This is a genomic window from Chitinophaga sp. YIM B06452 (genome assembly GCF_039655965.1).
In the GTDB taxonomy this organism is placed as follows: Bacteria; Bacteroidota; Bacteroidia; order Chitinophagales; family Chitinophagaceae; genus Chitinophaga.
The window spans coordinates 541195-560559 of record NZ_JAWLKY010000002.1; the positions used below are offsets into that span (position 1 = coordinate 541195).

The following is a 19365-nucleotide window of genomic DNA, read 5'->3' on the forward strand; positions in this document are numbered from 1 at the left end:
TATTACCGGAGGTATCCCGGGTCAGTCTAAAGCAATTATTTTACGGCGTATCCCGCTGTTTTACAACACGTCCAGCTTTTTACTGCCTTTGTACAGCCAGGCCAGCAGGAAATACGCAATGGCTGTGATAATGAGCACATATCCGGCAAATCCGACAGTCAGCACAACTTCTGTGCTCATCCAGCTGTTCAATTCGGCAAAGTAGGCGATCACTGCCATTAAAATTCCGGTGATACCACCAATCAAGGTTACCGTCTTCATAGAGGGCATATTTTGGGTCAAACTTTAGGTTACAATATTCGGTTACATCCTATAACGTGCCAACCTGTAAAAGGTTTACAGGAGCGCTCAAAGAATATTTCCACATTCCATGTTGTGGATAAATTTACCTGGTTGTTGGTTAACCCTGTTTATATAAATCCACATCCTCCGGTTATTAGACGTATGAAAAGGCGCATCTCCCCTATCGTTGTCCGCAATAAAAAAGGCAGACCGCAATGGCCTGCCTTTTACCTTAAGTTGTTGAAATACTATTTCTTCGACAAATCTTTGATCCTGATGTTCTTAAAACGCACTACGGAACCATGGCCGAGATAGCCGATATGCCCCGTCGTGTTTTTCAGACCGGGATGGTCCTTGTGGTCGAGGGTACCATTGTCGCGCGCATCCGCGATGTCGCCGTCGAGGATCACGGTGCCGTTCAGCTCTACGGTGATGTGAGTGCCTTTTACGGTTACCTGCTCGTAGTTCCATTCGCCGGTGGGCTTCAGGAAGCCGCGTTTGGCGGGGATCACGCCATACACCGAACCATGGTACTGGTATACCTGGAGATTTTTGTAGATGTCCGCATCGTTGTCCAGGATCTGCAATTCCATGCCCTTGTAAGCCGCGTCGCCGCCGAGCGGGGCGCGGATACCCAGGCCGTTGTTCGCACCGGGAGTGAGCTGGAATTCAAAACGGTAAATAAAATCAGCAAATTCGTCTTTGGTGTAGATGTTTCCGCCACTGCCGCTTTTGGGTTCGCAAACCATCGCGCCGTCTTCGATCACGTAGCCGCTGGTGTTGCCTGTCCATTCGTGCATATTGGTGCCGTCGAACAGGATGCGGTAACCTTCTTTCTTTTCTTCATCGCTGAGAACGTAAGGTTTGGGACGTTGAAACTCACGTACGTACAGGTTGCGGTAGTACACTTTGGTGCCATGGGCCTGCAGTTCCAGCTGCTCTTCGGGGAAGATGGGCAACTTGCGGTCCCAGTAGTTTTCCAGCACCACATTATCCACCACCTGCTCGCCGTTGAGATATACGGTTACGCGGTCGCCTTTCATGATGATGCGGAAAGTATTCCATTCGCCCGGTGCATTATCCGCCAGCTTGGCGGGCTTGCTTGGGTTAGTCTTGTTGTTGTAAAGGCCGCCGGAACCCACATCGGCACCAACATCCCTGCGGGCAGTATCCCAGATCTGCACCTGCGGGGTGCCGCGGAGATAAATGCCGGCATCGCCGTTGGGCTCTATTTTCCAGTCAACGAACATTTCAAAATCACCATATTTTTTGGTGGTGCAAAGGTTGTCGCCATGACCGTTGAATGTCAGCACGCCATTGGTTATGCTCCATCCTTCGCGCATTTTCGCATCCGCTTTCTCCTGCTCTTTTGCAAGGGTGGCGGCGTCCATCTGCGCACGTTTAACAGGATTGGCCACCAGGCCTTTCCAGCCGCTGAGGTCCTTACCGTTGAACATGCTCACAAAACCTTCGCCTGCGGGCATTTCAGCGAGGTATTTGCGGATGGCCTCGCGCTGGTAGTCTGCATCGCGGCCTTTCAGCACGGAAGATGTTTTTTCCAGCAGGCTGCGCACGGTGGCACCGCTGTAGCTCTTATCTGCGAGGGCAACATTCATCACTGCCTGCGCTGCCTCCTGCTGCACGGCTGCATCGTCCAGGAAACTGCCTGCGAATATGAGCGCGGGGAAGGTATTACATTGTTCCGCCTGCGTGAGTATCCTTTTCTTCAAAGCTGCGTCAGGATTCAGTTCCATGGCATTACCCAGCATCAGCAGGCGTTGTTCGGGCTGACTAACGGCTTTGGCTAAACGAACATATCCCTGTAAAGCGGTGTTGCGGTAAGCAGCGTCTTTACGGGCAATCTGCAACAACGAATTCGTTGCACCTTCGTCTTTCCAGTCGTTGAGCGCTGCCACTGCCGCGGCTTTCTGGGAAGCGTTGCCTTTTTCGAATGCATTGTTCACCACTTTCAGCGCATCAGCGCCGCCCAAACCTGCGAGGATCGCATAATAACGTTCCTGACCTGCAGGGGTTTCCGTTTCCATCTGCGCGATCACTGCTTTCTGCTGGCCCGGCGCGGCAGCTATCACAGCGGCCTGCAGGGCTTTGATGTCTTCAGCGTTCTGTGCGGAAGAAAGCAGTTTGTACAGTGTGGGCAGGTTGCCTGCAGTTGCCATATCTTTTAATGCACCCATGGCGGCTTTGCGTACGCCTGCGTCTGACGATCCGGTGAGGGCCAGTACGTCCTGCACACGGCCGTCTGCCTTGCGGGAAGCGAGCACATCTATGAGCGCTATCTGTGCCGCTGCGGGCATATTAGCCAGCAGGGAACCGGATTGAGCGGTTACCTCATCGCCTTTGATCGTTTGCAGCGTGCTTTTCACGGCAGTAATTTCAGCAGTGTTACCGGTTTTCATTACGCCAAGCAGCGCAGGTACGGACTTTTCGCCGCCGATCTGTCCTGCCGCGGTAATGGCGGCCAGTTTCACCGCCGCATCCTTGCTTTTCAGGAAAGGCATAATGGCAGGAAGGGCCGCTTCTACTTTATTATTCCCCAGCATGGTGATCACCGCGGCTTTGCCGTCGGGCGTGGCTTTGGATAAGGATTTGATCCATGCCGCGGTGGCAACGGTACCGAGGGAGCCGCTTGCAAATTTCATGGCGGCGTCGCGGTATTCGGGTTGTTTATCGTTTACGGCAGCCAGCAGCATGGGCAGCGCTTTCTCCCCTTCTGCCTGGTTCAGGATATATAATGCGGCAGTGCGCACATGTACCTGTTCCGGCGCCTGCGCTTTGTTCCAGATGTTCTGCGCGGCGAGGGACGCTTCTTTTTTATTTCCTTTTGCCAGCAGGTTCTGCGCATAGGCGATGTAGGAGCCGGTGGCATTGGTAATGTCGTATTTGTAATCAGCAACGCGGGCTGCGGTCTCCAGCGTTTTACCGGCAGCGGGGTCCGCGATCTGCGCGAGGGCGTAGAGGGCGGTCTTTGCCAGCATCTTATCCGCACCTGTAGCCAACGGTATCAACGCGCTGGTAGCAGCGGGAACACCGGCGTCGCCGATGGCTTCTACCAGGATCTGTTTGTTGCGGCCGCTCAGCTTTGGCAAAGCTGCCAGCAGGGCCTGCTGCGCCGCGGGTGAATTGATCTTGGAAAGCGTGCGGGCCGCAGGGTCTGCCAGGCGCTCGTCGGTGAGGTAAGGTATGATGGAAGCCACCGCCTGGTCTGTACCGATCTGCTGGAGCTGCAACAGCAGGAAAGCTTTGTTCTCTTTATCCTGCACCTGGCCCAGCGCTTTGGAATAGGCAGCCACTGCGGCTTTGCGCAGGTCTTCCTTACCGGGTTGGGTTACATAAAAAGCATAACCGGAGAGTGCGTACTGGATGGCTGAGTTGTCGCCTTTGCCGGGTGCGGAAAGCATGGCCGCCATTCCGGTGATGCCTTCTTCCCCCAGCTCCGCGAGAGCCGCCATATTGGCCTGGAGTGCGGCCTGGTTCTTTGCAGGCTGCTGTTGCAGCAGGTCTGCTATTTTCGTATGTGCGGCGCGGTTATCCTGCTTCGGTTGGGCCATAACGCCCAGCTGAAGGAAACAACAAGCAGCAGCAATCAATATTTTTTTCATCATGTTTAATTGTCAGGGTGATGCAAGCTAGATGGTCCAGGGGCCGCGCATAGGCTGGAATATCAGCCTGTTGGCGCCTTCGTCGTTGATGAACTCCTGTTTTACGGGATCGAATTCGAGGTTACGGCCCAGTTGCAGGGCTATTTTACCCATGTTCACGATGGTGGCGGAACGGTGGCCGTTCTCTTCGTTCAGCGCGAACTTCTGGCGTTTTTTCACGGCTTCCACGAAATCCGTTACCTGCGGCGCGGGATCAGGGAAGGCGGCGAGTTTCTTTTCAAGGTCTGGTATGTCTGACTTGAAACCGGGATACAGCTTGCCTTTCGGCCCTTCGATATAAGCGGCTTTCGTTTCGGTGCCCGCACCATCCAGCACGATCTGGCAGCCGTCTGCATAGGTGTAGGTGATCTTGCGCCAGGTGCCCACGGCGTCGCTGTGCTGCTGGGGCGCGTCCACTTCTACTTTCACGGGACTGGTGTTGTCTTTCCCGAGGAAGTATTGAATGGGGTCCAGGTAGTGCTGGCCCATGTCTCCCAGGCCGCCGCCATCGTAGTCCCAGTAACCGCGGAACGTGCCGTGCACGCGGTGTGCGTTATATGGCTTGTAGGGTGCGGGGCCCAGCCACATGTCGTAGTCCAGTTCTTTGGGAACGGCCTGCGGTTCGAGGTTGGTTTTGCCCACCCAGTAAAATTTCCAGTCAAAGCCGGTGTGCTTGCTCACGGTCACTTTAAGAGGCCAGCCGAGCAGGCCGCTGTCTACCAGTTTCTTGATAGGCTCCACGGTGGTGCCCATCCCGTAAAAGCGGTCTGAGAAGCGGAACCAGGTGTTGAGCCTGAAGATCCTGCCATGCTGCTGAACGGCTTCCACGAGGCGCTTGCCTTCGCCGATCGTGGCGGTCATTGGTTTTTCGCACCAGATGTCTTTCCCGGCGCGCGCAGCGTCTGCCGCGATAATGCCGTGCCAGTGCGGCGGCGTGGCCACATGCACGATGTCCACTTCCGGCAGCTGGATCAGCTCACGGTAATCGGTAAACGTTTTAACGCCTTTCCCGCCGTTGGGGAGCGCATTCAGGCCTTTCTGAATGTGACCTTTGTCCACATCGCAAATGGCGACAACGCGGGTGCCTGCGTAACCGAAGTGACCGCGGCCCATGCCGCCGGTTCCCACTACGGCCTTCGTCAGCGTATCGGATGGGGCCAGGTAGCCGCGGCCCAGGACGTGACGGGGTACAATGGTAAAAGCTGCTAGCGCTCCCAGGGAGTTACGGACGAATGCCCTCCTGGAAGATTGATTTACTTTCTTTCCCATGGTTTTCTTTGAGTGTAAAACGTGATTTTTAGCAATAATACAAACTGGATTTTTTGAAGCTGATGGTTGATGAAGCCAAACGATAGGTATTTTGCCTTCCTGAAAAAACCCCTTAAATAATATATGCATTTCAAATATGCGGACAATTTTCTCTAAAGCGTAAAGTTTTCTTATTTTTTACTTAATGTAAAAAACTTTTCTAAAATTTTTATTTAAGTAAATGAGATGGAGGGCCATTTTGTGCTTTTTTGTCCATTTCAACGCTTCAGCGGCTAAATGGCAATTCGGGTGATATCGCTAACTTTAAGGGAATATTTCACTCGTCATGTACGTCACCTTTCCGCCTCCCGCCCCTCTTGCCCGGTATGTGCGCATGTTCTGGGTGTTCGAGTACAACGTACCGGACGGGGAGCCGTACGTTTACCGCTCGCTGGCAGACGGCTGCGCCGAAATGGTCTTCCATTACAAAGGCCGCTTTACCCAGCTGGACGGCAGTTGCGACCAGACCGCGGTGCTCCATGCGCAAACCAGCCGCTACAGCCGCTTCCTGACGCATGGCAGCTTCGGCATCTTCGGGGCTTATCTTTATCCTTCCGCGCTGCCGCAGCTGTTCGGCATCTCTTCAGAAGCATTCAGCAACCGGATGCCTGAATTGGCCGCCGTTTGCGGCGCAGAAGGACGGCTGCTGGAAGAGCGGATCATGATGGCAAAGTATCACCACCAACGCGTGGAGATACTCAGCGCCTTCCTGCAGGCGCGGCTTGCCCGGCGCAAACCGGTTGAAACCGCCGCACACCAGGCCATCAGGGCCATCCTGAAAGCGCAGGGCATGGTAAACATCACGGAGCTGGCGGCAGACCTATGCCTGAGCACCCGCCAGTTCGAACGCAATTTCAAAACGTATGCGGGTTTTACCGCCAAAACCTGGTCGCGCATTATCCGCTTCCAGCGGGCTGTATCACAATACGGCCGCGTGGAAGACAACCTGACAGGCCTGGCGTATGAGTGCGGGTACTACGACCAGAGCCATTTTATACACGACTTCAAAGAGTTCTCCGGGTACCACCCACGGCAATATTTCTCCGGCCGGCCGGAGGGGATTGAGTATAGGGAAGGATGAAAATTTCTTGCCCTGAACTGAGAGTTAAAGTAACTTGCTTTAACATATGACAGACACACCTGCACATATTAAAGCAATCCAGCTAAAGATCTGGCTTTCCAAATCTCCGATGGAAAGATTGAGGCAGATGATGTCTGATAATGCATCATTGAATCAATTCTGGGCGGAAGCAAAGAGAAATCATTCTCCATCAGATCGTCCTTCCAAAGTGCGTTCTTCCCGATAAGCACTTAAAAGCAACTTTTTCGACAACCGGCATTCGTTATCGCGTATAAAATGTCGCATTTCTCCAATTTCCCCCTCCTTCCCCATCCTAATATTGCAATAAAAACAAATCATGGCAACACCCAACAAACCCGCGGGCTCTCCCACGCTTTGCCCTTACTTCCTGGTGCCGGACGGGGACAAATTCATTTCCTTCCTCAAAAATGTTTTCGAAGCCGAAGAATCAGCCGTGTACCGGGACGATAACGGCCGCATCCTGCATGCGGAATTACGGATAGACGACAGCGTGGTCATGTTCGGCAACAGCACCGAACAATTCCCCCCGCAAACCGGCGGTGTATTCATGTACGTGACCGATACTGATGATGTGTACAACAAAGCAATGGCTGCAGGCGCCACTTCCGAGGGTGCGCCGGATAATAAAGATTATGGCCGGTCTGCCGGCGTAAGGGATCCGTTCGGGAATGTGTGGTGGATCACGCAGCTGTAAGCATCACGCCAGTTCTACGTCCGGCGTGGTATTCACGATGGCGTCTTTTGCACGGGCCGTATAATAATCCCACATGATGTTGAACACTTTTTCTTTCAGCGCAGGTATATCCGCGCGGGTAAGGCCTTTGGTGTCTACCGGCGGCAGGAAATGGAAGTCGATGCGGTGCGGCAGCGCGAACAGGAACTTGCCCGGCACCTGTATTTTTTTTGTGTTGAAGAGCAATGAAGGGATAATGGGTGTCTGCGCTTCTATCGCTAAAATAAAAGCGCCGTCGTAGAATTTTTTGAGGGGCATGCCGGTGCGGTTGCGTGTGCCTTCAGGGAAAAGCACCATGTGCATACCCATTTTCAGCGCGTTGTGCATATGCTCGAAACTCTGGCGGCGGCTGTGATCGTCTTTCCGGTTCACCATGATGCCGCCGATGCGGTACAGCATCCCGAACAGGGGAATTTTAGCCATCTCAGCCTTGGCGAGGGTCTTGTTCACGCCCGGTACACCCGGCGTGGTAACGGGCACGTCTATAAATGAATTATGATTGCAAACCACTACGTATTGCTGCCCTTTTTTGAAGTGTTCCAGGCCTTTGCGGAAAACAGGGCAACCGATGAGTGGCATGTAAATGCCCATCCACACCCTGCCGATGTTCAGGAAATAACGCGTTTTGCGGGGATCAGGGAAGAAGGATATGATCCAGATAGGGATAAGCACGATCAGCAGCGTTGCAACGAAGAGCAGCAGCCCGTAAATTGCAAAAACCCGACCAGCAATGTTTCTAAGCCATTTCATGCGCTAAGGGAATGAAACGTAATATTAAGAAAAAATCACAACTGCCAGTTCACCGGCTCTTTTCCCTGCCGGATCAGCAGTTCGTTTGCCTTTGAAAAGTGTTTGCAGCCGAAAAATCCTTTGTCTGCACTGAATGGCGATGGGTGGGCCGCTTTCAGGATGTGGTGCTGAGTGCCGTCTATCAGCACCTGCTTGTCCTGCGCAAACTTGCCCCACAACATGAACACCACGCCTTCTTTCTTATTTGAAATGGTGCGTATCACCGCGTCAGTGAAGGTTTCCCAGCCGATCTTGCTATGCGAGGCCGGCTCCCCGTCGCGCACGGTGAGGATGGCATTGAGCAGCAGCACGCCGCTCTCGGCCCATGGCGTAAGATCGCCGGTTTGCGCAATGGGAATACCCAGGTCCGTATTCATTTCTTTGTAGATATTCACGAGGGAAGGCGGCGGCTTTACGCCTTTCTGAACTGAAAAGCAAAGGCCATGGGCCTGCCCGGGGCCATGGTAGGGGTCCTGGCCAAGGATCACCACCCTCACATTATCGAAGGGGGTTTTGTCAAAAGCATTAAAGATCTGGCTTCCCTGGGGATAGATGGTTTTACCCAACGCCTTTTCATGTTTGAGGAACATGACGATCTGTTCGAAATAGGATTTTTGAAACTCGTCTTTCAACGCTTCCTTCCAGCTGCTTTCAATCTTTACGTCCATTATATTACCTTTGGGTCAGCGATTAATTTGATTAATTGCTGGAAAATTATATAAATTTGCACTCCCAATAAAGAAAAATTTATTGTGATACGTTACCGGACCGGTAGCTCAGCTGGATAGAGCAGCTGCCTTCTAAGCAGCAGGTCATTGGTTCGAATCCAATCCGGTTCACTAAGCTGGAGACCCCTACAGACGGGGTTTCCAGCCAAAAAACTCTCTCAATTATCGTAGCAAAATTCGTTGACCGTTAACACGATCGTTAACACCAAACCGCTACGATGAAAATTCTCCTTAATGGCTGCTGGCGCACTGAAATTCAAGTGAAGCCGCAAAACTGGAACACGCAGAAAGCCTCAGTACGTAAGCAATGGCACATCTGGTACCGATTCCACGATCCCGCCTTCTCCGAACGCTTTCCAAAGGGTAAGCTCGTCATCCTCAAGGGTATGAACCACCTGCAGGTGCTTCAGTTGCGTCAGGATTTGACCCGCGAATTGATCACCGAGGAACTCAGGCGGGTGGACCAAAACAACTACAACCCCATCGCGGGCACTTTCATGATCAATCCTGAAAGCCAGGACCTGGAGATTTCCCCTTATACAGGTTTGGTCGAAGCCATGGAATGGGGAGCCGCCAATATCGACGTTTCTCCCAGCACGAAGGATGACATAAAATCCGTTGTGAAGTACTGCAAAGCAGCAGCCGTTTCGCTTAAGATCGACACGCTGGAAATTTCAAAGGTTACCCGTCTTCAGATACGGCTTATCCTGGACCGGGTGGCAAAGATCAAGGCCGGCACCGTTATACGATTCAAAAACGGCACCAGCAAAAAAGGTATTTGGTCAAACAATAACTTTAACCATTACAAAAAAAATCTTTCCATTCTTTTCGCATTCCTGGACGAATACCGGCTCTTCGACTCAATTCCAACAGAGGGCATCAAAAAGAAAAAAGTAGCCCGGACGCCGCGTAAATTAATCAGTGACGACGACTACAAACGTATGATGGAATCACTTCATGGCACCCATTACAATTTCTGGCGATATGTCTCCATTTTTGAGAAATCAGGTGCCCGGCTTGCAGAACTGCTTTCCGTGTGCCTGCATCATGTTGACATCAAAAAGAAAATCTTCAAAGTTCTGGTAAACAAAAGGAATGCGCCTACCTGGGTGGAAAAAGAAATCGACAGAGAGGTACTTCATCTCTGGAGAGAGCTGGTTGACTATGCTGTTACTTTAGGCGAACCATTTGTGGGCAATGAGCCAGTTTTCATTTTTGGGACGGGCTTGTCTCCACAAAGGCAATTAAAACCAATCCGGGAGGAGCAGGTTACCCGCAGATGGAACACCCATGTAAAAAAGAAACTCGGTATAACTGCGGATATCTACAGCCTAAAACACCGCCGGACCACCAAGGATGTCGATAAGTTCATAGACCAAGCCATCTCTCAAGCCCAGCAGAAAGCCGCCCAAAAGAATAGCCACACCAGCACGGCAATGGTGAAGTCTGTATACGATGTTAAAAGCGGCCGGCGCCGGCAGGAAATAAAAAGGAAGCTGGAGGGGAAAAAGCTCGTTTTTAGGTTCAGGAAGGACGAGACTCCAACCCTTTCAGAAGATCTTCTGGAGTAAGCTTGTGTATTGTAGCGATCTTGCGAAGAGAAGTAATTCTCATGTCCTTTCCTTTTTCGTAACCAAGATACTGCGTGCGGCTTATCTTATGATCCACAGCAAAACTCTCCGCGCTCTTATACCCCGCGTCTTCACGCAGTTTTTTGAGACGGGAGCCTAAAGCGGCCAAGTATTGTTCATTTGAGATCATAGTTCGGGCAGCAATTTACACAACCGATAATTAATTAACCTATTTTTTGTTAATGAAATATATAAAAGCCAAAAAAATACTATTTAAATAGGCCATATGTTAATAGGCCCTATTTAAATAGGTTTTATGTGAATTTGATTTATTTTCGTTTCTTCGCTGCCTCAAAATATTGAAAGGCATCGCATAGTTTTCGTCTGGGGACCCGCGAAATAACCGGACACGAGAACGAGGCGAGGCCCATGTCTTAATGGCGTGGGCTCTTCTTATTCCGTGTCCGAGCTCTCGCGGGTCCCCGGCGGATGAGTTGAGTTCCGCGCCATTTTTTTTTTGGCCGGTTCCCTTTACCCTAAACCCGGCATATGATATTCGGAAAAAAGAAGGGCCCGTCCCCTCCTACGCAGCCTGATCCTGCAAAGCGGCTGGCGGAGAAAATTGAACAATTTATTAAGAGCCTTCAAGGTGAAGGCGTTGAATATGTCAATATCAGCGTCCATTGCGACCGAATCCATTTTTTACCGGAGCGGGAAATTTACAAATACCAAGCCCCTGCTTCCGTTTTTCGTGATGGCGAATTCTTCATGCAAAACGGAGTTTTGCAGCGATATGAAGCCCAAATCGAAAGCGGAACCGAACCTGTTCTCTTTGATATAACTAAAACACATAAAGTTTCTGCACTATGATTCCAGTCCCTGGAATCGGACGTGAAATACTAAAATAGTAACCAAGTTAACCGGGTATTCCTGCCTGGTTATTTCATTTCCGCAAAGTCTCTAAAGCTCCTATCAACATTTCTTTTAGGATTGCCAATTCCGCCATTGTAATCCAGTCGGGCACCTTGTGAAAACTTGCTACCCATCCATCCCCATCTGGCGCGAATCTTATATAGCGGAAGCCATCTATATTCACACCCCAGCCTAAGCTGGGCCCTAAGTGGTCAAAGCAAACCATTATAGGTAAATCCACAACAGTTATACCTATTGTCACCGTTTCACGCATTGTCAATTTCTCTTAACGGCACCTTGAATGTGTCCTCCCCTGCCCGTACTTCCAGGATCAATTCTCCAAAATGAATGCCCAGGACAGCATCTATCTTGCCAGAGCTGCCCCTTCCCTGCGCTTTAAGGAATGCTTTGATTCGCGGACCGAGATCCGGCGGCGGGCGCCAGGTTTTTCCTTTCAATAAGGCCACAAACACACGGTATCCCTCCGGCTGTCCGGCTGCTGCATAAAGTTTCGCTTTTTCTTCGTGATGATCCACCGGGTAAATATATTTCCGATGATCAAACCTGATGGCTTGGAAATGGGCGTTTGCCTCGCCGAAATCCAAGTATGGCGTGATCAGGAAAGCTTCCTTTATTGCTGGTAGATCTATGCCGCGGGGAAAAGATTGGCGGACAAAATACCTATACCCATGCTCAACAAGCCTGTCCAATAGCTGCGGGAACAGAAGTGAAAGGGGATTGTGCATAGCTCAAATTTTGATGGTTAGAATCTCATCCAGGCGGGTGGTGTAGCGGGGAGAAAGCCTTTCCTGACGTAGCCTCCATTTCCGGCCATAGCCCTGTGCGGCGAACTTTACAAGCTCTTTGCCGCCGGCAGCCTGGTTAATGCTGTCCATGGCCTTCATCAACTTATCGTTGCGGCTGCGGTCAACTTGGTCAAAGAGCCCTGTTTGAACCTGGCTGGCAGGGATCAGATCTAAAAGGAGGATGCCTACCTTTTTGAAATTATAACCGTCGCGCCATATCCGCTGCACGGCAACCTCTGCATAGTGTAACAACTCCGCGGTGCTGGCGGTGGCTACCGGTAATTCCATTGTAGTGGAATGCCGAAGCTGGCGATCCTGCAGGCGGTATTGTGCCGTCTGGATGAAAACCTGGACACGCCGGCAGCAGCTGCCCTGTTTGCGCAATTTTCTCGCGGCGATCGCAGTGTAATTCGCAAGCGCCTCCTTTACATCCTCCCGGGTGCTCAGCAGCTGGCCAAACGACCGCGCGACGCAGATGTTCTTCTTATCTGGCACCTCGGTCTCCATTTCGATACAGGGCATCCCATGCAGTTCATTCCAAAGCCGGAGGCCCTGCGTGGTCATGTTTTTCCGCACCCATTCCGCCGGCACGTTGGCCAGCGCCGCGGCAGTCCTAAAGCCACGGCGTTGAAGCAGGGACGCATATTGCGGACCCACTCCCCAGATATCAGCAACCTGTGTATACTCCAGCACCTCGTGGATCTTTTCCCGAGTATCCAAAACATGCACACCGGTTTCCTTCTTCGTTTTTTTGGCGAACCGGTTTGCCATCTTCGCCAAAGTCTTTGTTGCCGCTATCCCAACGGATACAGGAATGCCAACTGCTGCAACCGCCCGGCGTAGATCCGCGGCATAACGTTCCTGGTTGAGATGGGGCATGTCGCCCAAGTAAAGGAAGGCCTCGTCGATACTGTAGACCTCCACCGTCCCGCAATGCGCCTGCAGCACACTCATAACCCGGTCTGAAAGGCTTCCGTACAGCGTGTAGTTGCTGGAGCGCACTGCTACATTGTGCGCTGTAAGGAAATCTTCCATCAGGAACGCCGGCGCACCCATCTCAATACCTATCGCTTTAGCTTCCTCACTACGCGATATTACGCACCCGTCGTTATTGCTCAGCACCACTACCGGCCGACTGCGGAGGTCCGGCTGGAACAGCCGTTCACAGCTGACGTAGAAATTGTTGCAATCCACTAGCGCGATCATGGCTTAATCACAATGGCTTTTACTACTCCCCAAACGTCGAACTGATCTTCGTCCTTCACTACATATGGAGTGAAGGACGGGTTTTCTGCATGTAAGATCCACCCGGCATGGGATCTCACCAGCCGCTTTATGGTGAATTCGCCATTCAAAAGCGCTACCACGATACTACCAGCTGATGGCTTTGCACTGCGGTCAACCGCTACTACACAACCATGGGGTATATGTGCCCCCTCCATAGATGGGCCACTTACGCGGACAAGGAATGTAGTGGGAGTCATACCAATCAGTTCTTCCGGGGTAATTTCATTCTCGTGATAGTCTTGCGCAGGGCTAGGGAAGCCTGCATTTACGGTGGTGTCAAAGAAGGGAAGGGTGCGGACAATACGGTTCTTTACCTGCTCCCCTGCAGGCTTATCAATCGCTCTCATATCCTAATATTTTTAGCAATAGTACTAAATTATTTAGGAATACAAACTAATTTGCGGGTGGATTTTTTAGTTAGGAAATGAAAGCCGGGTAGTCGTGCCTGGCTGTTCCATATAAACAAAAGCCAGCTGTAGAAACAGCCGGCCATAAAACAAATGATTCACATTATATAATATCTTTATTGATTCGAAAGCCAGCCCATCAGATGGTGTTTCTGCTCTGGCGTGAAATGCTTGTTTATGATGCGCTTAACCTCTTCCTCAATATCGATCAATGAACTCACATCTATCGGGTGACCTGCAGGGAGTCGTTGCTCGGTTATCGTTTCTCTGCTCGCTTCTGCCAGATATGCCCGGCCAAATGTGCGGATCCGTATGAGCCCCGCGATATAGAACTCGTGTAACCCCTCATCTAGCCTATAACTTGTGATTGTTTTTTTCATACATCAAAGGTATGCCCATCACCAGGTAGTAAATTACGGGAAACCGTATTCCCACAAAAAAGCCAGGGTAAAAACCCCGGCCAATCCAGAAATTCCACGTTATGAAAAACTATTTCGGCATGTACTGCTCCAAGCTGCCAATGATACTTTTCAAGGTTGATGCATAGTTGGGATCGGTCGCGTAGCCGGCAGCGCCCAGTGCCTCAACAAACGTGCGCGGATCAGTAGTTTTGAAAGCTGCAGCGTACCGAGGATTATTCCGGAGAAATAGGCCGTGGTCTGTGAAGCTCTCTTCGGCGTTATCGTAGGCCCGAAACCAGTCCTTCACCCGATATTTAAACTTCCCATCGGGACGCTGCGTAATACTGATGATTTCAGGGTATCGAACTGTTCGTGTGCTGTGAATTTCGGTTGTAGTGATCAGCTGGCGCTTACCGGTCCACCCTTTCCCGGCTTTGATGCCAAAGAACATATTACCAGGTGCGTGTTCGCCCCAGCCTGTTTCCAGCGCAGCCTGCGCCAGAACAGCGAGTGCCGGCCGGCCGCTCGTACGCTCAGCCTTCAAGGCATCGCGGTAGTACATTTTGAAAAACAACTCCTTGGTCATATGAACCCTTTAATTTTTGAGAAAATGGCCGCACCGATCATCAGTAAGCAGACAATCGCAATGCCGCGCCAGGTGTCCCGCCCCCCAGTTACCCGGTCGGCACGCTGGCGCTGTTCCTTCGCTTCGATCTGAGCAACCCGCACCGCGGCACTATCTACCTTGGTGATCTTTAAGGTGTCCAGCTGGTGCCGGGTAACTATGGCAGGTGGCGGGCACAGCCGTTCATTGTACACGTACTTTGTAACCCTACCTTTCACGGTATCACAATTCACGATTACTGTATCGCAAAATACCAGCGTGTCCGGTGCCAGGTAGGTGGTATCGTAGAGAATTTCACCCTTAACATAGACGGTGCTCTCTTTTACCGGGAAGCGCTCAGCGCAACCTTCTGCCCACTTCTTCTGCGTCATGCAGCCGCTGACCAGTAGGACCGCCAATATCGTTAAGCTATTTTTCATTGCTTATAAATTTCCAGATTGGTGACCTTTTGTTCCAGAATAGCCAGACGAACCTTCATTTCGCTGTATTCCGCTTCCATCTTGGCTTTCCAAGCACGATCCCGCTCTCGGTCTTCTTTGGTCTCCTGTTTCATTTCCGCCTGCCCGTCGGCTATCATTTTAATGTCAGCCTTCATCATGATGATGAACACGGCCCCGAGCACCACTTGAATGCAAATTCGGATCACTTCGTTGGCCGTAAATTTTATGTTGCTCCAGGTCATGCTATTTCTTTTTATTCAGGTATTGAAAAGAGGCAGGATCTTTCCGGCCGGAAACAACGGCGATAATAGCAGACACTGCGGTGAGGAACTTTAGTCCCCATGCCAGCCACTCCTTGGCTTCCGCCGATACATGCCCCGGAAGGGAATCGATGAGGTCGGGCGCAAAAAGAGCTACAGCAGCGATAATTGCCGTCATGTTCACCGTCCATGCAGGCGTGTCTTTCGATACTTGGCTTACGCCGAATTTTGTTGCCATAGGTCAAAGTGTTTTAGAAAAAGCGTTTAAATAATTTCCTCCAGCATCTTTCACGGCGCCGTTCTGCCTGTAGTATTGCAGGCCGCCTACCTGGAAGTTCATGCTGTAGGCATAATAAAGTGTGTTCGTTCCTGTCGGGGTGCCTGAAAGAGTTACCTTGATCTGAGTGCCATTTAGCACGGTAACGCCCGTGATCGACACTCCCGGCGTCCCGCTGCTGGCAAACTCGAATCCGTAATGCCCATTCTTGCAGATGCGGGTGGCATCCAATGACACAGCCCCGCTAGGAGGAGTAACGGTTACAGTTATTTCATTTCCTGCCAGCACAGCGCTGGTACAAGTGAAGGATGACCATATAGCCGTCCCCCAGCATGCCTGAAAGTATGGCGCCATCTGACGAAGCCCGGGTCCACTGTAGTGTGAGGCCTGGAAGTTTTTGCTGTAGAATTCTTGCCCATCCAGCGGCGCAATATAACCCGGGGTGGCGATGCGGATCTTTGAGTTACTGAGCCCGGCGATCATTGCGTTGCATATATTCATTGTGCGCGCCGGATACGAGCCGGCCAGGTCGGACCAGTAACTGAACCCGAGTTGCGACAAGATCAGCCGTACGTCCTCAGTTTGTCCCGTTCGGGCCTTAATGTCCGTGTTGAGGTAGTCAGCCAGGCCGGAAAGGTATGCGGTGTACGACCCAAAGTTGGCGGTCGCATCACTTTCGCCGTGAAGGAACGCCACATATGCGCAGCGGAGGTTCTTCCCTTTGCGATCCGCATAAGCCTTAGCACTGTCGATAGCGCGGAGCATGTAGTTGTAGTAGGAGGTATTTTTATATATCGCCGTAATACTGGCGCCGTTCACCGCGGCGGAGATCGTGAGTACTTCAGCAGCTACGCCTTCCGAAATGAGATATTGCGCCATCAGTTCCCCAAGCATCGGCATAATCGACACCCGGTTGATCTCATAAGTGGGCTCATTGACAGAGGTTTGATACTGCTGTGAGTGGTAGAAAGACAACACCCCTGTACGGTTGTCTCTCTCAATCTTGGTAACATTGTATGGTGAGGGGGCAAGATCAATGCCACCGTAAGTTTGCGGCGCGACCCCTACAGCGTTGCTTTGGCCGTAGCCGATGATCAGAGCGATGTCGTTGGATGTGTACTGCGCTTGGGCCGAGAAGGCGAATAAAATAAAAAAGAAAAATAACCTCATAAAACTGTTGATTCTGCGTGACTACCTATAATATCCCAGCTGGTGCCGTTGCTGATAAAAATGACTGACGATCCCAAAAGCGTGAGCGTTTTAACACCCGTGATCACCACATCATTCGACGCGGCTGATAACTTTTTAACACAATAAATGCGACCGGTTATCCCTGCCGCTGATGGTGGGGTAATTGTTACCGATCCGGAATTATTGACCCGCAACTCAAAGTGAGTTTCATTAAGGGTGGTATTCCCGGTAACGGTAGTAACAGGTAGAGACATCGCACCTTGTACCTGGAAGAAAGTGTGCAGGGTCGTACCTGGTCCAATCCCAACTCGGTCCGTGTTTGCGTCCAGAATCGCTAAAACTTTTGTCGTACTGCCTTTGGTGCTTTCGAAATAGTGCCGCCCCCAAACCGCGTTCGTTGAATCGTAAGAGTTATACCGGGCGACCCCTCCCCCTGCATCCAGGGCTAATCCCTGGCTGGATAAATCGCGTTTGATATCGAAAGGATATGAGTTTGTGGGGGCCACTAATCGAAACTTATCAGTAAGAATTACAGGCGCACCATTAAGAGATCGTATTGTATCAGCATTCAGCCGCCGCATTCGAACACCTCCAGAAAAGGAAGCCGAGGTGTTATCAGCTCCAGCTGAAACATTGAAGAAATAAGGTGAAGTAACCGCCACTCCGGTGAGGGAATCGAGCAGCGCACCGTTCAAATCAACGATCATGCCGCTCCGTCGCAGGAACATATTCTGCCCCCTGATGGCCAGCTTTGTGGAAATTGTTGCCCCGTCAATTGTCCCCAACGCAACCGTACTGTCTTTTTTCCCAGCCAGAAAAGCAGGGCCGAGGAAGTTAAGGGCGCCCCAGGTGTCCGTTGAGCCGAAGACGCCGCTGTTCCAGTACCCAATACGCCCTCGTATAGTAGAAGCATCCGACTTTAACCAATCGATCAAGCTCGCCTGGTTCGTTCCGTCATCGATTCGCTGCAGAGAACCCTTTGATCGGATTCTCCCGCTCACCCAAACTTCTGCCCCCCCCTGCTCGCCTGCGAACTGGTTCTTGATGAAAGGGAGACTATCGGTGCTGCGGATGTAAGTTTTGTTCTGTCCGTCCACCACTACCAGGGCGTTGAGGCTGTTGTTCGTCGATAGTGGGGCATTTAACTTCTCATCCAGACTATCCTGCAGGCCGTTTACCCCAGCGATTTCAATGCCTTGCAACTTCACGGCTATCTGCTCGCCGGAGGTCGTGCGGAAATATAGCGTGTCGTTGGAGCGGCGCACACTATCCAGAACGCTTACTGGGGCCACAGCCACCCATTTACCCAGCGTGCAAGAAAACTGGTAAAGCACATCGTTTTTCTTTGCCAGCTTCCGGCATTGGTTGGTATTGGCCGCCTGCGCAGCAGTCGTATCGTCTGGGATCTCCAGCTCGGTGAGCGCACGCAGCCCATCATATCCTAAAAAGCCAGGGTAATCGTCGTAAACCTGGGCAAAGGTGTTGAATGAAACTGCCAGAAGCAGCAAGGTGAGTAGTTTCTTCATATTAGTATCTTGCGATTGTGAATACCTGGTTTAAAACGAGTTTGTCGCCGGGTTTTAAGAGTTCCCAGCCCCCACCGGTCAAAGGGCGCCATTGGGTAGAATTAAGTAGAATGCCATTGCGAAAAAGACGGAAGCGTTTATCCTTGATCACCGGCATATCGTAGTAGTTTCTGCCGGCCCAGTCGCTGTTTATAATGACATCCTCATCATTCGGCGCGGCAATCTCCTGAACTGCCAATACAATGCACTGGATCAGCTTTGTCCATGTGCGACGCAAATAGCCGGTAGGTGTGATGAACATCACCGTCTCACCTGCAGCTGGGCAGTTGTCTACTGGTTCGCCCAGCTTTACCCGTAATTCTGTTGCACATTCTGCCATTATGAAATTGTTACAGGTTCTCCGTCAAAAAGCAAAACACACCCTCCGATGCCGGCCACGAAGCAACACTCCAGATCCGCACCGCCGGTGAGGCATTCGATCATGGTGTCACGATCATAGCTCAAGCAGGCGCTTACAGCCTGGCCCCCAGCAACGCCACCTGGTTCGGCGCCGCTGCCTGGATTAACAAGGCAGGCTGCCAGCAGCGCAGGCTCAAGGGTTTGGCAATCCGCGATCAGCGCCATGCTATTTGAACAGTTTCGTGATAAAAAAAAGATTGAGGTTCGTAGCCACACTAACGTACACGCCATACCACAGCAGACTGGCCAGCCAACCCAACGGCCAAGCGTCGGCAAACAGCAAGAAAGCCACGTAAACCGGAAACGATAGTTGAGCAATGGCGTGAGCAGTGCATATCCCACAACCGCCGAGCACCCGGTATAGGAGTTCCTTTCCAGCGAGATCCCATTTCCTGAGCTGTTTTTGCCAGCTGCCGAGCCAATTACCGGGCTGTATGCTTATCCACAGCATAAGTGTAAAGCCCGCCACAGCGAGCCAAAAAACCAGCGTTAGAACGAGAAAAATGATCATATCGGAATAACTATTTTGTTCTTGAAGGAATAAGGGCCACCTCCGAAGGGTGTACCATCTGGTTTTATCAGCATGAGCGTAAGCACCAGAT

23 protein-coding genes and 1 tRNA gene are annotated in these 19365 nt (G+C 51.4%); 5 read left to right on the plus strand and 19 right to left on the minus strand.

The features are described 5' to 3' along the window. Positions 1–60 precede the first annotated feature (60 nt). The 3 genes from R3I13_RS11790 to R3I13_RS11800 form a co-directional block, all read right to left on the minus strand. Complete coding sequence (locus R3I13_RS11790; RefSeq protein ID WP_346318155.1) at positions 61–261, minus strand: hypothetical protein; 201 nt, start codon at positions 259–261, stop codon at positions 61–63. A 269-nt stretch (positions 262–530) separates the two neighbouring features. Next, on the minus strand, positions 531–3905 hold the full coding sequence (locus R3I13_RS11795) for a DUF1080 domain-containing protein (RefSeq protein ID WP_346318156.1): 3375 nt from the start codon (positions 3903–3905) through the stop codon (positions 531–533). 24 nt (positions 3906–3929) lie between these two features. After that, entirely contained in the window at positions 3930–5210 is a 1281-nt protein-coding gene (locus R3I13_RS11800; RefSeq protein WP_346318157.1) for a Gfo/Idh/MocA family oxidoreductase, read from the minus strand. Between the two features lie 325 nt (positions 5211–5535). Here R3I13_RS11800 and R3I13_RS11805 point away from each other — a divergent pair, with 325 nt between their 5' ends. Together R3I13_RS11805 and R3I13_RS11810 are read left to right on the plus strand one after the other, a co-directional pair. After that, positions 5536–6330: a helix-turn-helix domain-containing protein gene (locus R3I13_RS11805; protein ID WP_346318158.1), complete on the plus strand. Its 795-nt coding sequence runs from the start codon at positions 5536–5538 to the stop codon at positions 6328–6330. Between the two features lie 337 nt (positions 6331–6667). Next, positions 6668–7045, plus strand: a complete 378-nt coding sequence (locus R3I13_RS11810; protein ID WP_346318159.1) for a VOC family protein — start codon at positions 6668–6670, stop codon at positions 7043–7045. A 3-nt stretch (positions 7046–7048) separates the two neighbouring features. On the opposite strand, the gene R3I13_RS11815 is transcribed toward R3I13_RS11810, so the two are convergent. Next, positions 7049–7834 (minus strand): 1-acyl-sn-glycerol-3-phosphate acyltransferase, encoded by a 786-nt coding sequence (locus R3I13_RS11815; RefSeq protein WP_346318160.1) that lies wholly within the window; start codon positions 7832–7834, stop codon positions 7049–7051. A gap of 35 nt (positions 7835–7869) precedes the next feature. Further along, positions 7870–8541: a uracil-DNA glycosylase gene (ung, locus tag R3I13_RS11820; RefSeq protein WP_346318161.1), complete on the minus strand. Its 672-nt coding sequence runs from the start codon at positions 8539–8541 to the stop codon at positions 7870–7872. Between the two features lie 97 nt (positions 8542–8638). Between ung and R3I13_RS11825 the strand changes: the two genes are divergently transcribed. Together R3I13_RS11825 and R3I13_RS11830 are read left to right on the plus strand one after the other, a co-directional pair. Continuing rightward, positions 8639–8712: transfer RNA gene (locus R3I13_RS11825), tRNA-Arg, on the plus strand. Positions 8713–8819: 107 nt separating this feature from the next. Next, positions 8820–10172 carry a hypothetical protein gene (locus R3I13_RS11830; protein ID WP_346318162.1) on the plus strand — a complete coding sequence of 451 codons (1353 nt, stop codon included), beginning with the start codon at positions 8820–8822 and terminating at the stop codon, positions 10170–10172. On the opposite strand, the gene R3I13_RS11835 is transcribed toward R3I13_RS11830, so the two are convergent. Further along, on the minus strand, positions 10126–10362 hold the full coding sequence (locus tag R3I13_RS11835; protein WP_346318163.1) for a helix-turn-helix domain-containing protein: 237 nt from the start codon (positions 10360–10362) through the stop codon (positions 10126–10128). The genes R3I13_RS11830 and R3I13_RS11835 overlap by 47 nt on opposite strands. A gap of 359 nt (positions 10363–10721) precedes the next feature. Here R3I13_RS11835 and R3I13_RS11840 point away from each other — a divergent pair, with 359 nt between their 5' ends. After that, a complete protein-coding gene (locus R3I13_RS11840; protein WP_346318164.1) occupies positions 10722–11042 on the plus strand; it encodes a hypothetical protein in 321 nt (106 codons plus the stop codon). A 308-nt stretch (positions 11043–11350) separates the two neighbouring features. On the opposite strand, the gene R3I13_RS11845 is transcribed toward R3I13_RS11840, so the two are convergent. The 13 genes from R3I13_RS11845 to R3I13_RS11905 all read right to left on the minus strand — a co-directional run bounded on the left by R3I13_RS11845 (position 11351) and on the right by R3I13_RS11905 (position 19274). After that, entirely contained in the window at positions 11351–11830 is a 480-nt protein-coding gene (locus tag R3I13_RS11845) for a hypothetical protein (RefSeq protein WP_346318165.1), read from the minus strand. A gap of 3 nt (positions 11831–11833) precedes the next feature. Next, positions 11834–13096, minus strand: a complete 1263-nt coding sequence (locus R3I13_RS11850; protein WP_346318166.1) for a Y-family DNA polymerase — start codon at positions 13094–13096, stop codon at positions 11834–11836. Further along, a complete protein-coding gene (umuD, locus tag R3I13_RS11855; RefSeq protein WP_346318167.1) occupies positions 13093–13524 on the minus strand; it encodes a translesion error-prone DNA polymerase V autoproteolytic subunit in 432 nt (143 codons plus the stop codon). The genes R3I13_RS11850 and umuD overlap by 4 nt, the downstream gene beginning before the upstream one ends. A 176-nt stretch (positions 13525–13700) precedes the next feature. After that, the gene (locus R3I13_RS11860; RefSeq protein WP_346318168.1) at positions 13701–13964 is read right to left on the minus strand and encodes a hypothetical protein; all 264 of its coding nucleotides are present in this window, start codon (positions 13962–13964) and stop codon (positions 13701–13703) included. A 109-nt stretch (positions 13965–14073) separates the two neighbouring features. Next, a complete protein-coding gene (locus tag R3I13_RS11865; RefSeq protein ID WP_346318169.1) occupies positions 14074–14571 on the minus strand; it encodes a glucosaminidase domain-containing protein in 498 nt (165 codons plus the stop codon). Continuing rightward, positions 14568–15029, minus strand: coding sequence for a hypothetical protein (locus R3I13_RS11870; protein ID WP_346318170.1), 462 nt, complete (start codon positions 15027–15029; stop codon positions 14568–14570). Before R3I13_RS11870 ends, R3I13_RS11865 begins: the two co-directional genes overlap by 4 nt. After that, the gene (locus R3I13_RS11875) at positions 15026–15292 is read right to left on the minus strand and encodes a hypothetical protein (RefSeq protein WP_346318171.1); all 267 of its coding nucleotides are present in this window, start codon (positions 15290–15292) and stop codon (positions 15026–15028) included. The genes R3I13_RS11870 and R3I13_RS11875 overlap by 4 nt, the downstream gene beginning before the upstream one ends. Before the next feature lies 1 nt (position 15293). After that, on the minus strand, positions 15294–15548 hold the full coding sequence (locus R3I13_RS11880; RefSeq protein ID WP_346318172.1) for a hypothetical protein: 255 nt from the start codon (positions 15546–15548) through the stop codon (positions 15294–15296). A 3-nt stretch (positions 15549–15551) separates the two neighbouring features. Further along, positions 15552–16757: a sialate O-acetylesterase gene (locus R3I13_RS11885; RefSeq protein WP_346318173.1), complete on the minus strand. Its 1206-nt coding sequence runs from the start codon at positions 16755–16757 to the stop codon at positions 15552–15554. Then, positions 16754–18304, minus strand: a complete 1551-nt coding sequence (locus R3I13_RS11890) for a hypothetical protein (protein WP_346318174.1) — start codon at positions 18302–18304, stop codon at positions 16754–16756. Before R3I13_RS11890 ends, R3I13_RS11885 begins: the two co-directional genes overlap by 4 nt. Before the next feature lies 1 nt (position 18305). After that, positions 18306–18683 (minus strand): hypothetical protein, encoded by a 378-nt coding sequence (locus R3I13_RS11895; RefSeq protein WP_346318175.1) that lies wholly within the window; start codon positions 18681–18683, stop codon positions 18306–18308. Next, complete coding sequence (locus tag R3I13_RS11900) at positions 18683–18928, minus strand: hypothetical protein (protein ID WP_346318176.1); 246 nt, start codon at positions 18926–18928, stop codon at positions 18683–18685. The genes R3I13_RS11895 and R3I13_RS11900 overlap by 1 nt, the downstream gene beginning before the upstream one ends. A gap of 1 nt (position 18929) precedes the next feature. Then, entirely contained in the window at positions 18930–19274 is a 345-nt protein-coding gene (locus tag R3I13_RS11905) for a hypothetical protein (protein WP_346318177.1), read from the minus strand. Positions 19275–19365: the final 91 nt, after the last annotated feature.